Origin of the sequence: Pantoea sp. S61 (assembly GCF_016625145.1) — a bacterium.
Classification (GTDB): domain Bacteria; phylum Pseudomonadota; class Gammaproteobacteria; order Enterobacterales; family Enterobacteriaceae; genus Pantoea; species Pantoea rwandensis_B.
On the sequence record NZ_JACVUO010000012.1, the window covers coordinates 58,403 to 71,430 of the forward strand.

Here is a 13,028-nt window from a genome sequence, read left to right on the forward strand (position 1 = left end):
CTCACTTAACTACGTTTGATGGTGAAACTGTCGGCATAGGCGGCAGGGTTGCTGCCATCCCACACTTTGCCGTCGATAAGCGTGCTGCTGCGCATTTCGCTGGCGGGAACAGAAATACCGCCGACTGCCGTGGCAGCCTGCTTATAGATATCGATACGGTTGATTTGACGGGCAACAGCAGCGTAGTCCGGTGCGGTTTTCACCATGCCCCAGCGCTTCATTTGCGTCAGGAACCACATGCCGTCAGACAGCCACGGGTAGCTCACTTCGCCATCGTGGAAGAAACGCATGGCATGGGCATCCTGCCATTGCTGGCCCAGTCCGTTTTCGTACTGGCCGAGCATGCGCCCTTCTAAGGTTTCAACTTTGGTGTTGATCCATGCCCGCCCGGCTAACACAGCAGCGGTCTCTTTACGGTTTTCATCAGAAGCATCGATCCAGCGCGCCGCTTCCAGTACCGCTGCCGTCACCGCACGCGCGGTATTGGGGTTTTCTTTGACCCATTGCGCACGGGTGGCGAGAATTTTTTCCGGATGATCGGGCCAGATTTGCTGGGTGGTGGTGGCGGTAAAACCGATGTTGTCGCTGATGGCACGCTGATTCCATGGCTCGCCCACGCAGAATCCGCTCATGTTGCCCATCTTCATGTTCATCACCATCTGCGGCGGTGGCACCACAACGGTGCGCACATCTTCAAACGGATCGATGCCGGCATTTGCCAGCCAGTAATAGAGCCACATCGCGTGGGTGCTGGTGGGGAAAGTGTGCGCAAAGGTGTAAGTGCCTTTGGCCTGGCTGGCGATCAGCTTTTGCAAGCTGGCAGCATCTGTAATCTTCTGCTCTTTCAATTGATTAGCGAGCGTGATGGCCTGACCGTTGTTATTCAGCGTCATCAGGTTGGCCATGTCGTGTTGTGGCCCTGCCACACCCAACTGTAAGCCGTAGATCATGCCGTAAAGCGCGTGCGCGGCATCCAGTTCACCGGCCGTGAGTTTGTCACGCACCGCCGCCCAGCTGGCTTCTTTACTCGGTTGTAACGTCAGCCCGTATTTTTTGTCGAAACCTTTAACCGACGCCATCACCACCGGAGCACAGTCAGTGAGTGGAATAAAGCCGACGCGCACGCTGCTCTTTTCGGGCGCATCTGAACCGGCGGCCCACACCGCATTACGTAAGCCTGGCAGTAAATAACTGCTCCCCACCACCGCGCTACCCAGCAGGAACTGACGACGTGAGACTGCAAACCGCGTTTTACTCATCATGCGCTTCCTGAAAAAAAGAAATAAAAAAAGGCGTCCTCCCGCATGTCGTTAAAACATGGGGCCGGACGCCTTTATCCAAAGCACTCGCTTCACCGCCGTTGGCGAAACAAATGCGCAATGTCTATGAATTAGTGCAAAGCCTGTGCCAGAAAATTTTTCACTGAAAAATCAATATTACCGCGGGCATGACGCAGGAATCTGACCACGCTTTGCACTGCCCTGACGCACAATACGCACAAGGTTTGTGCAACTACCTCCTTTGGGTTATGGCTTCAGCGTCGCCGCCACGGCGAGGATCGCCTGCGCAATATCCAGCATGCGTTTGTTCTGATTCATGGGCACTTTTACGCAGCGCTTGCCAGGCATCTTGCTCGCTAAAACCGTGCTGCTGCATCAGCCATGCTTTGGCCTGATCGATGATTTTGCGTTCATCCAGAGAAGCACGCATGGTGGCAAGTTCATCCGCCTGCGCCTGTAAACGCTGCGCCTGCTCACGGATCAGCGACAACACCGAGCGGCCGAGTTGAGGGGCAAGGCCGTTACTGTCCAGCGTTGCTTCCTGCTCGCCCAGCCAGCTGGCGCCTGCGACATACAAGGAGAAGCTCGCGTCCTGATTGGTCGCGAGGTGTTGCGGTTCAGCTTGTTCGCTGGTGGCAATGGCGCGCTGGCAACACGCCATTAATGTGCTGCATAACCCATCCTCGATCTGTTTCATTTGATCGAGACGTTGGCTCAGCAGCGTGAACCATTGCAACACACCATTTTCACCGCACTGCGCACCGGTGCAGGCAATGCGACGCAGACGCTCAATCTGGCTGTCCGCATCCGCCATCAACAGCCATTGCTGCTGATTTTGCGCATCCGCGAACTGACTAAAGGTTGCGAAGCTTTGCTCCTGGGCGGCGATCAACATTTGAATCCGCTGACGCTGTTCGGGAGTAAACTGCCCGGCAGCAAAACCGGCAGACCCCGTGGCGCGCTCCTGCCCCGCCAACTCCTTACCCTGCATAAAGCTAAAGAGCGCAATCAGTGCACGGGAAATTGCGGGCTCACTGGCGGTATCCGTAGCCTCGAAGACCAGATTCAGTAAGGTACGAATAATGTGATTAAAACCCTCCATCGCCTCTGCATGGCTGTATTGCCCCTCCCGAATATGCCGACGTAGTGATGGCAGACTCTCTAACGACTGCAGTGCTGCCGCAATCAGCATACAGAAACGGCTGTAACCCGGCTGTGCCACCGCTTCCGGCAGGACTTTTAAGGCAATTTCCTGCCGCTGCTCTACCTCACGCGCGCGCGCGTCCAGCTCATCACCAAACAGCCGTCCGGCTGAACAGATCCAGATGTTGCTGGCACCGCGTTCACGTTGCAGCACGTGAATCAACTCACTGATGGCGAGAATCTGTTCGCCTGTGCGCATTAGCCGTCGCAAGCTGGCAATTTCGCTGGCGCGGCTGGCATGCAAATACTCTAGGGCCCGGCTCATCACGTTTTCTCGCGCAAAATAGACATAACGATTTTAAGCAAAAGCCGTGCCGGACTGGCTTTAGCACTGGCGGAAATGCGCGCGGAAATTCCGAAAGTAAGAAAATTGTTTACCTGCGCAATCTTTTTTCAACCTTAAGAAAAGATTAAGATCACTTATCAATTTCGAGACATCTTTCTGCAGCTCTTCGGCTTTATCGCCTGCGTCACACGCTTACACGACTAAATAAGTAAACTCAGCTTATCTATCACTAAAGGCACAGGTTTTTTATCCCCCTGATATGCGCTATTTTCGCCCGATAGCACGGGTTTTCTCGCTATGCAATGGATTGAATTCTCAAAAGTCTTAGGTAGACTGAGCACAGCACTATCTTTCTGTAATCTGACTGTTTTTTGATGGCTTTCCCGCTGCATACTCTGCCCGCCTTAGATGCGTGTGCCACATATTAATCTGCAGCTAATCTGATGAAATTTGAGGTTCATGGTGAATAAGAGTCTGTTGCTCACTCTGCTGGCAGTATTGACGTTGGCGGGTTGTAAAGCGCCACCACCGCCGATGACTGATGACACCCTGGTCACCAGTGAGGTCAATGGCGTCAAGCTAGTCCACCGTCATGCGGTGGCAGCGCCAGGCGAATTCACGCCGGTTAATGAGAGTTTCCGCGCACTCTATGCGGCGTCGGTGATGACCACGCCAGATTATGGCGGCAAGGTTGTTCGTTATCTCGATAACGCGAAACCGTTTGAAGTACTGGGACGTGTCGACCACAGTTGGTTAGCCGTTGCCGATGAACCCAATGGACAGCTGATTGGTTACATCCCGCCGAAAGCCGGGGTTGAAAGTAGCCGTTATGACGCCACCGTGCGTAGCGACCGTCCACGTCCCCGCCGTACTAAACAGGTCTGCGTGGCCGTTGGCGGTGCCAGCAAGGCTTGCCGCACCAACGATACCGCGACCTGGATCCTAGACTGATAATGCAATATGGCGCAGATTGTTCACAGCAAGGTCGCACTCTGTGGACGCTCCCTGGCGCCATTGCCAGGAAAAAAGATATTTAATGACCCAGGATTCTGTTGTCCGCGATGGCATTGTCGCGGGCAACGATAACCTTTTGCTTAATGCCGCAGCACCGATATTGAATGCCGTTGTCCGTATACGGCAGGCTGCTACGCATGACGATCCCGCCGGTTTACGTCAGTTACTGATTGAAGAGATCCGCCAATTCGAACATCGTTGTAAGCAAGCCGGTTTGCCGTTTGAGATGATTATTGGTGCACGCTACTGCTTATGCAGCGTACTGGATGAAGCCGCCGCGCAAACCCCGTGGGGTACGCGGGGTGTGTGGTCAGGGAACGGCATGCTGGTCACTTTCCATAATGAAAGCTGGGGCGGCGAAAAAGTATTTCAGCTGCTTTCCCGCGTCTCGCAAAGCCCGCAGCAACACCTGTGGTTGCTGGAGCTGATCCATTACTGTCTGCTGCTGGGTTATGAAGGCCGTTATAGCGGTAGCGATAACGGCCGTGCACAGTGTGAAGGGATTCGTAAACGTCTCGCTCAACTGATCCAGGAAACCCGCCCGTCGACGGCTAACCCGGCCGCGCCACTGGTGGAAGTGCATCCCTTAGTCAGTCGCTTAACCCGTCCGATGGTGCCGTTATGGGCCTGTGCGATGCTAGCGGCCCTGATTGCCTGCCTGATTTACAGCGGCCTGAACTGGCGGCTGGGCAATGCGGCCGAGCCGCTGCTGCGCGCCATCTATCAAACTCCGCTGCCACAAATTATGCCCGGTCGTCGACCTACCTCTCCACAGGCGTTGCTGGATTTGCATCAGCGTTTGAATGATGTGATCGCCGCCGGTCAACTGGAAGTCAGCGATGGCGCATTTGGCAGTAAGGTGATCATTCCCGCCGATAAACTCTTCTCCCCGGACGGTACCGTGGTCAATCAGGTCGGTCGCGCGCTGCTGGCACACGTTGCCAGCGCCATGAAAACCGTTAAAGGCACGGTACTGGTGTCGGTGTATACCGATAACAGCCCGGTGGATGGGCGTTTTGCCTCAAGCTATGAATTTTCCTTTGCGCGCGCACGCGCCGTGACCCAATTGCTGAATCCGCAACTGGCTGAAGGGCAAAGTGTGAAAGCGGAAGGCCGCGGCGACAGTAATCCGTTGCTGCCCAATGACAGCAATGAAAACCGCGCGCGCAACCGGCGTGTGGAGATCACCCTGTTTGCCGCACCGGAAACCCTCGGCAATCATCCAGGAGGTGAGTGATGCGCGCATCGCTGCAACATCTGTTAACCCACCGCCTATTGTGGAGCCTGATTGGTGTCACCGCCTTAAGCTGTGTGCTGTGGATGCTCGGCCCGTTGTGGAGTTGGGGAGATACCCGTCCGCTTGAGCCGGTTTTTCCTCGTCAACTGCTGGTCGGTTTGCTGTTCTTTTGCTGGGTGCTGTTCCAGTTTATCCCGGCGATCTGGCGTGGCTGGTTTAACAGTAAACTCCTCAACCGTTTGCAGGAGATGAGTCACGAAGAGCTGTCCGATCGTCAGGCCACTGATGCGCTGCTGGCTCAGCGCTTCAGCGAAGCCGCATTGCGCCTGAAACGCACACAGTTTGGTCGTCGTCATCAACAGAACTGGCTGGCACGTTTTCAGAGCCACTATCTCTACCAACTGCCCTGGTATGTCATGATTGGGGCGCCCGGCGCAGGGAAAACTACCGCCCTGCTCAATGCCGGACTGGAGTTTCCGCTGACCGATAGCCTTGGCAAAGCGGCGATTCGCGGCGTCGGCGGCACGCGGCACTGTGACTGGTGGTTTACCGACAGCGCGGTGATGATCGATACCGCAGGGCGATATGCCCTGCAGGAGAGCCAGCGTGCACGCGACGGCGCCGAGTGGCAGAGTTTCATTAACCTGCTGAAACGCTATCGCACACGCCAGCCAATCAACGGCGTGATCATGACCATCAGCGTGGCTGACCTGCTCACCGATTCCGCGGAGGCGCGTCATGCGCAGGCCAGCGCGTTGCGAAGCCGGATGCAGGAGTTGTATCAGCAAACCGGTATTCATTTCCCGGTGTATGTGATGGTGACCAAGACCGATCTGCTGAAAGGTTTTTTAAGCTTCCACGAAGGCTTGAGCAAACCACAGCGCGACGCCATTTGGGGATTCACCTTCCCATGGGAACCCGGCAAACCGCACAAAGATGACTGGCATAACAGTTTTAGCCTGCAATATCAGCATCTAGAACAGCGCCTAAAGCAGCAACTGCCGATGGTGATGGCAAACGAACGCGATCTCACCCTACGTGCGGACTGTTTCCTGTTTCCACAGGAGTTCAGCTCCCTGCGCCCGCTGCTGAATGAGTACCTTGATGTGGTGTTCTCACGCCATGAGGATGAGATTGCCTGGTCAGCGCGCGGCTTATTCTTTACCAGCGGCACGCAGGAAGGCTTACCGTTTGACCGTATCATGGGCGAACTTAACCGTAAGCTGCAGTTGCCGCACACCGGTGAGAGTCGCTTCGCAACCTGGGATAGCGTGACTCGTAATAATCCCATCCCTGGCAACAAAGGCCAGAGCTTCTTTATCCGTGACCTGCTGAGCGATCTGGTGTTCCGCGAAAGTGGCCTGGCGGGCAGCAACCGCCACTGGGAATACCGCAACCGCCTGTTTCACTGGATTGGCTACGGTGCGCTGACCGGCGCACTGCTCTTGCTCTCCGGTTTATGGCTGGCCAGCTATTTCCAGAACCAGCAATACCTTAACCAGGTCGCCGCGCGTATTGAGCCAATGAATCGTCAGAGTCAGCAGGTGATTCATCAGCCAGCCGATAATATCTTTGATCTGCTACCCTTCTTAAATAACCTGGTGAAGTTGCCTTTGTCGGAGCGCTTTTCCCTCGACAATCCACCGCTTAGCATGCGCGCGGGCCTGTATCGTGGCAACCAGGTAAGCGATGCGGCATGGGTGCTTTATCAAAATGCGCTTAAGTCTCTGCTGTTACCGCGCGTGGCCCAGCAAATCACCAATTTGCTGCGTGATGATCCCGGTAACGACAATGAATACAGCCGCAATGCGCTGCGTGCCTATCAGATGTTGTATCAGCCGCGCAATTACGACGGCGAATTCCTGCGTGCCTGGCTGATGCAGAATCTTCAACGCAATCTGCCAGATGATGTCAGCGCCCGGGATTTGCAGCAGCTTGACTGGCATCTTAGCCAGCTTCTGGATCAGCAGATTCAGTCGTCACCTTATGCGCGGGATAACGCACTAATGATGCGCAAGCTTGCAGAAAATCTGAAAATTGCTGGTGCGAATGGCAGTTCGCTGGCGATTGCACCACAGCGGGCTTCGCAGCGATTGACCGGACACAGTGAGTAATGGTGAGGTAACCATGGCGACGCACACCGCGCCGGGTTGGTACGGCAAATTGCCGGCCACCGGCGATTTTCTGCGCCAGCGCCTGAGTGAGAATACTGTGACGCCCTGGAGCCATTGGTTTCAACAGGGGCTCATGCACTGGCATCAGCAACCCGATGCCTCCACTCAGCTGTTTCTGCGCGCACCTGTCTGGAATTTTGTTCTGCCGCTGTCGCCGCTGCGTCAGCAGGTGCAGATGGGCTGCCTGCTGCCCTCGTGCGATCGCGTAGGGCGCAGTTGGCCGCTGCTGGCCTTGCGAAGTTTTCCGCTCAGCCACTGGCACAGCGCTCAGCTGGCCATGTCGGGCGACTGGTTTCAGGAGCTGGGCACGCTGCTACTGCGCGGCGTGCGTGACCGGCTGAACCCCGATGCGCTGGAGCAGCAGATGCAACGCGTGACGCCGCTGGTGGTCCCGGATAATCAGCGCAGCGATATTATGGATGTAATTGGTTTTGATGATCTGCCCTGTACGCTGAGCTGGCGTGAAGTGGCGGATAAATTTGATCCCCAGCAGCACATTAGCTACTGGTGGAGTAATCGCAGTGACGGTTTTGCCCACGCCACACATAAACACAGTGGGCCGCTCACCGCGCAACTTTTTGCGTTACTGTTTAACCCGGCGGCAGGTGCACAGCCGGGACGCAACGGCCTCTATCCACCCATGTTTGAATGAGCCGCAGCGTTTGCCTTGTTAACAGGATGACTCATGCAATTTACCATTGTGCAGTGCAATACGGATGTGCCAGCAAAGACGGTTGCTTTTAAACCGCCTGGGGGAACCATTGGCCGCAGTCAGGATAACGATCTGGTACTGCCTGACGAATCGCGCGCCATTTCACGCTTGCAGGCGTTGGTGCATATCTCCCCGGAAGGAGAGTGCCGTCTGACCAATCAGGGCAGTGTGACCTCAGTGGTATTGAACGGCGTGGCGCTACAGCGCGGTTCACAAGTGCAATTACAGCATGGTGATGCACTGCAAATCGGCGATTATGGCCTTGAGGTGCGCGATCCTGCCTGCCAGAGCACCCAGCAGGATGACCCGCTCACGTTCTTCGCGGACAGTGCGGCCGATCCACTCGGTATGCAGCAGGCATTCGACGTGGTGCCGGAATCCACTGCGGCGCGTCCGGAGCGCCGTACTGACCCACGCCTGGGTATTGACCCACAAAGTGATGCTTCTTCGGCTCCCGCCACGTTGCCGCATGCGGATCAGGACAAGTTGATGGCCGCGCTGCTGGAAGGCATGGGGTTGAATAATGGCCATCTCACGACGATCACCGAAGAGCAGATGCGCGTGACGGGCCGCATGCTGAGCCTGTTCTCGCAAGGCACTGTTGCCCTGCTCTCTTCCCGTTCGATCCTCAAACGCGGCGTGAAAGCCGATATGACGATGATCCTCAATGAAGCCAACAATCCGTTTAAAATTTTGCCTTCGGGTAAAACGGTATTGATGCAGATTTATCAGAGTCAGATGCCCGGTTTCATGCCGCCAGAAGCGGCAGTGCGCGATGCACTGGTGGATTTGCAGGCGCATCAGTTGGGGATGATTGCGGGCATCCGCGCGATCATCGCGGCGATGCTGCAATCCTTCAATCCGCAACGGCTGGAAGAAGAAGCACGTAAAGATGGCGTGTTGCCTAAGCTACCGTTTAACGGCGGGCGTAAAGCGGCCTTGTGGGATTACTTTTCACGCCACTACCAGCGCACTGCCGGTGAAATTGAAGATGACTTCCATACCCTGTTTGGTGAAGCCTTCCTGCATGCGTATGACATGGAAGTGAATCAATATAAAGATTCCCAGACTCGGACCGAAGACGCATGAAAATGATGTTTGCCAGCCGTTGCCAGCAGGGAATGCGCGATGAAAACCAGGATCGCACCGGGGCCGAGCTGGATGAGCGCAAAGCCTGCTTTCTGGTTTGCGATGGCGTGGCCGGTTTGCCTGGCGGTGATAAAGCGGCGCAAATCGTGCGGGATACGCTGCTGACACAGTTACACAACAGCCCGACGTTCACGCCCGAAAGCACACGCGCAGCGATTGAGCACTGTCAGCAGGTGTTGCTTGAGGCGCAGGGAAAAAATCCGAAATATGCACGCATGAGCACCACGCTGGCCGCGCTGTTTATTGACCGCGAGACACAGCGCGCATGGTGGGCGCATGCAGGTGACAGCCGGGTTTATCACTTCCGTCATGGGGTGTTGAGTCAGGTGACACGTGACCATAGTCTGGCCCAGCAGCTGCGGGAAGCAGGCTATGAAAATACCGGAATTAACAGTAATTTACTCTATAATGCGCTCGGCGTTGAGCCTGCACGTCCCGCAACCTTCAGTGAAGTGATTCCCTTAACGGATGGCGATGCGTTTCTCGTCTGCACGGACGGGTTCTGGCTCAATCTGACCACTCACGAGATGGAACAAGCCCTGCGCATGGTCAATGCCTGCGAAGAGTGGCTGACTTTGATGGAACAAGCCGTTAACCGCAGTGTAAAAAGCGACAATCTCAGCGCTCTGGCCATCTGGATTGGCGAACCGCAGGAAGCGACGCTGCTTTATTCCCAGGCTGATGCGGCACGTTTTCTGCCGACACGTTATTGATCCCAAGGACCCTTATGAAAGTGTGGTTGCCGGGCTTAGCGACCCTGTTGCTGGCTCTAAATGCACAAGCTGATGATTATCGTGTGGTCTATTCGCCGAGTCTGTCGCTTGAAGTCTATATCGATAATGTGGCCAGCAATTCACCCAACGACTGGTGCAAAGAGACCTTGCCGTTGCGTATTGTTTCCGGCAAAAGCACCGATTCCAGCATTCTGACCAGCTTCTTGCCACGCGTTGGCACACTGCTGGCGAATCAATGCGGCACGCTGGACGAAATCCCATGGCAGATGACTAACAAAGACGGCAGCGTACTGGCCAACGGCAGTGCAGCAAAACTGCAGAACTGGCGGCCAATCGTGATCAACGATGCCACCGCCAGCGCCAGTGCCAGCAATGCCGCCCCGCTGGATCTCTCGCGACCGGCAGATAACAGCCCTTTGCAACACTTCGCTTTACCCGCAGGTTGCCATTTCCGCACCTCCTGGGACGAAAACGGCGACTCGCTGTTTATTCCGGATAACCCACAACAGCACTGTTCTACTGAAGGCTGGCTGGAAGGCCCCAGTGAGTTAACACTGATGAGCGGAGACAAAACGCGCTCGCTGGCGGTGAATTTCTATCAGGGCTATCCCATTGCCAATCTGAAACTCAGCGGCCCGGCACTGGAAGTGGTGGCAGTGAACAAACAGCGCATGATTGTGGCGCGTCCGGATGCCGAAGATAGCTGGCTAGTGCTGCCGTTCGACAGCCAGCAACATGTATGGCGATTCACTGGCAACCTGCTGATTAAAATGGATAAGACAGCAGGACAGGACAGTGATGCGGTGAAGAGCCGGGTTGAAACTTTACGCGGCGCCTGGTCGTCGCAGTTTATGCCACAGCAAAAAGTGACTGTGTTACTGATTGACACCCTGCATGCGGATCTTGCCGATCCGGCGATTGGTGCCTGGCGTAACATTAATTAATTAGCGGTCGTCGCCTGACGTCGACAGACTGACAGGCGCTACAGGACGTGTTCAGAGAGTTCACTATGTCGGCAAACGAAAACCACACACCGAATGCCCTGCCTGCGGGTTACCGGTTTAATGAATTTGAAATCAAGGAAGTGATTGGCGGCGGCGGCTTTGGCATTGTTTACCGTGCCTGGGACCATCAGCTGGAACGCACCATCGCCATCAAAGAGTACATGCCCGTCTCGCTGGCAGTACGTGCCGCGGATCTGTCACTGGAGTTGCGCGGCGAACGTTTCCAGAAACTGTTCAATGCCGGACGAAACAGCTTTATTCAGGAAGCCCGTCTGCTGGCACGCTTCAATCATCCCGGCCTGCTGCACGTGTTGCGCTTCTGGGAAGAGAACGGCACCGCCTACATGGGCACACTCTACTACAGCGGGATGACATTAAAAGAGTGGCAGGTGACCAGCCCGGACAGTATCGATGAGTCCTGGATTCGTCGGCTGTTACCGCCGCTGTTTGGCGCAATTAACACCATCCATACTGCCGGTTATCTGCACCGTGATATTTCGCTGGATAACATCCAAATCCAGGAAAATCAGCTGCCGGTGTTACTCGATTTTGGTTCAGCTCGTAAGGAGATCGGCAATCTCTCTGATGAAACCGAAATCATGCTGAAGCCCGGCTTTGCCCCGATTGAGCAATACAGCGAAGAAGGTGAGGTAGAGCAAGGCCCCTGGACCGATATCTATGCGCTAGGCGCGGTGCTGCACAATCTGATTACCGGCCACGCGCCGCCTGTCAGCGTGGTGCGCTGCATCGAGGATAACTATCAACCCTTGGTTGAACGCAAGCCAGCAGGCTATTCGCTGCCGCTACTGCATGCCATCGACTGTGCGCTGGCAATGAAACCCGGTGACCGTCCGCAGAGTATTGATGCGTTTGCCAGCCTGATCGATCTGCCGGTGAGTGATGTTGAAGCACTCGTCACCACCTTCCCGGTCGCCGTGGAAGCCCCAACGCCTGAACCCGTCGCCGCAGTGCCGGTGCCTGAACCGCAGGTGATGGCGGTGAATCATGCCGCGGCGGCGATTGAACCTGTCACGCCACGCAACGTGCGTCGCCTTTCGCCTGGTCTGGTCGCCGCCGCTGCCATTGCCATTCTGGCCGTGGTGGTGGTGGTGTGGAAAACTAATCGCCACAGTGAAACCGCTCCGATAGCCGCTACCCCTTCTGCCTCAGCGCCGGTGGCGAGTCAGAGTGCAGCAGCCAGCGCGCCAGGTATGGCAACCGTCTATCTGCGCTTGCAGGAGGGCGAGAAAGTGCTGCTCAACGGCGAAGCGAAGGATGTGAAACCCACCAGCAGTGGCTTTGCTTCACTCAATCTGGCGGCGGGAAGTTATCGAATTGAAGTGCAAAATGGCAGCCAGGTACTGAGCCAATCACTGACCATCGACAAACCCGGAACCTGGCTGATTAATCCGGGTAAACCGTAGTTAACGCGCTGCAGATTGCTGCAGCGCTCTCACCTCAGCGGCCAGACGCGTCAACGCGTCTTCCTGCATGCCCCGTTTACCCAACTCCTGTTCGAGGGAGTAGAGATACTGAGCATTGGTGCCCAATGGTCCGCTGGCCTGGGCAATCAACGGTGCGATGGTGCTGCGACAGGAGTCTGCTTCATACAGCGGGTGACGCGGATCCATGATAAATACCAACGCCGTCACTTTGCGAGCATCGTCCAGTTCCAGTTCGCACCAGGTGGGCAGATAACAGCCGGTGATCATCTCGCGCTTCCACAACAGTTCCAGCTCGTCATGCAGCCGCGCTTCGGGTAAACGGAAAGCCAGACCACTGGTTGAACCGCCTTCTTTTAGCGCCAGCATACGACCGGGCGTCGAGACCGTGCCCCTGCCGGCGGTCAGACGCAGACAGAAAGCACGATGCCAGCCTTCGAGTCGTCCGGAAGCCACTTCTTCCGCCTCAAAAACCGGGTTCCACATCAGGGAGCCATAGCCAAAAATCCACACCGGGCTCTGGTCAGGGCGACAAGCCAGTGTGGCAGCGAGTGACGCGGCACGCTTTTCACAGCTCCACAGCAGCGCTTCGTCGATATCGCCAAACGATGTTTTACAATCCGCTTTTAAAAGAAATTCCCGGGTTAACAATGCGACCTCCTCTACTGCGCTGACATCCTGTCGGTTCGGCTCCTCAAAGATGATGTCTTACAGGCAACACGCGTTGCGTCGACTTAAGAGAAGACATTAATGCATTTTTAACAAAAGTTTCAAGATTGACCCCGATCACAAA

Annotated in this window: 10 protein-coding genes and 1 pseudogene; 8 read left to right on the plus strand and 3 right to left on the minus strand. The window is 55.7% G+C overall.

Annotated features, from left to right (window positions below):
• Nucleotides 1–5: 5 nt before the first annotated feature.
• Together IAE30_RS20070 and IAE30_RS20075 are read right to left on the minus strand one after the other, a co-directional pair.
• Nucleotides 6–1,262 (minus strand): CmpA/NrtA family ABC transporter substrate-binding protein, encoded by a 1,257-nt coding sequence (locus IAE30_RS20070; protein ID WP_370585624.1) that lies wholly within the window; start codon nucleotides 1,260–1,262, stop codon nucleotides 6–8.
• A gap of 264 nt (nucleotides 1,263–1,526) precedes the next feature.
• Nucleotides 1,527–2,748 (minus strand): annotated as a pseudogene (locus IAE30_RS20075) (nitrate- and nitrite sensing domain-containing protein).
• 480 nt (nucleotides 2,749–3,228) lie between these two features.
• Between IAE30_RS20075 and IAE30_RS20080 the strand changes: the two are divergent.
• The 8 genes from IAE30_RS20080 (at nucleotide 3,229) to IAE30_RS20115 (ending at nucleotide 12,217) form a co-directional block, all read left to right on the plus strand.
• Nucleotides 3,229–3,720 carry an SH3 domain-containing protein gene (locus tag IAE30_RS20080; protein ID WP_197080211.1) on the plus strand — a complete coding sequence of 164 codons (492 nt, stop codon included), beginning with the start codon at nucleotides 3,229–3,231 and terminating at the stop codon, nucleotides 3,718–3,720.
• 85 nt (nucleotides 3,721–3,805) lie between these two features.
• The gene (gene icmH / locus IAE30_RS20085) at nucleotides 3,806–5,020 is read left to right on the plus strand and encodes a type IVB secretion system protein IcmH/DotU (protein WP_200680817.1); all 1,215 of its coding nucleotides are present in this window, start codon (nucleotides 3,806–3,808) and stop codon (nucleotides 5,018–5,020) included.
• Nucleotides 5,020–7,134 (plus strand): type VI secretion system membrane subunit TssM, encoded by a 2,115-nt coding sequence (gene tssM, locus IAE30_RS20090; protein WP_200680818.1) that lies wholly within the window; start codon nucleotides 5,020–5,022, stop codon nucleotides 7,132–7,134. The genes icmH and tssM overlap by 1 nt, the downstream gene beginning before the upstream one ends.
• 13 nt (nucleotides 7,135–7,147) lie before the next feature.
• A complete protein-coding gene (gene tagF, locus IAE30_RS20095; protein ID WP_200537905.1) occupies nucleotides 7,148–7,846 on the plus strand; it encodes a type VI secretion system-associated protein TagF in 699 nt (232 codons plus the stop codon).
• Between the two features lie 33 nt (nucleotides 7,847–7,879).
• Nucleotides 7,880–8,995, plus strand: coding sequence for a type VI secretion system-associated FHA domain protein TagH (tagH, locus tag IAE30_RS20100; protein WP_200680819.1), 1,116 nt, complete (start codon nucleotides 7,880–7,882; stop codon nucleotides 8,993–8,995).
• Entirely contained in the window at nucleotides 8,992–9,768 is a 777-nt protein-coding gene (locus IAE30_RS20105; RefSeq protein WP_200680820.1) for a PP2C family serine/threonine-protein phosphatase, read from the plus strand. Before tagH ends, IAE30_RS20105 begins: the two co-directional genes overlap by 4 nt.
• Nucleotides 9,769–9,782: 14 nt before the next feature.
• Nucleotides 9,783–10,733 (plus strand): hypothetical protein, encoded by a 951-nt coding sequence (locus tag IAE30_RS20110; RefSeq protein WP_038646453.1) that lies wholly within the window; start codon nucleotides 9,783–9,785, stop codon nucleotides 10,731–10,733.
• Nucleotides 10,734–10,798: 65 nt separating this feature from the next.
• Nucleotides 10,799–12,217: a serine/threonine-protein kinase gene (locus IAE30_RS20115; RefSeq protein ID WP_200680821.1), complete on the plus strand. Its 1,419-nt coding sequence runs from the start codon at nucleotides 10,799–10,801 to the stop codon at nucleotides 12,215–12,217.
• On the opposite strand, the gene IAE30_RS20120 is transcribed toward IAE30_RS20115, so the two are convergent.
• Nucleotides 12,218–12,886, minus strand: coding sequence for a gamma-glutamylcyclotransferase (locus tag IAE30_RS20120; protein ID WP_038646448.1), 669 nt, complete (start codon nucleotides 12,884–12,886; stop codon nucleotides 12,218–12,220). It abuts the gene before it with no gap.
• Nucleotides 12,887–13,028 lie beyond the last annotated feature (142 nt).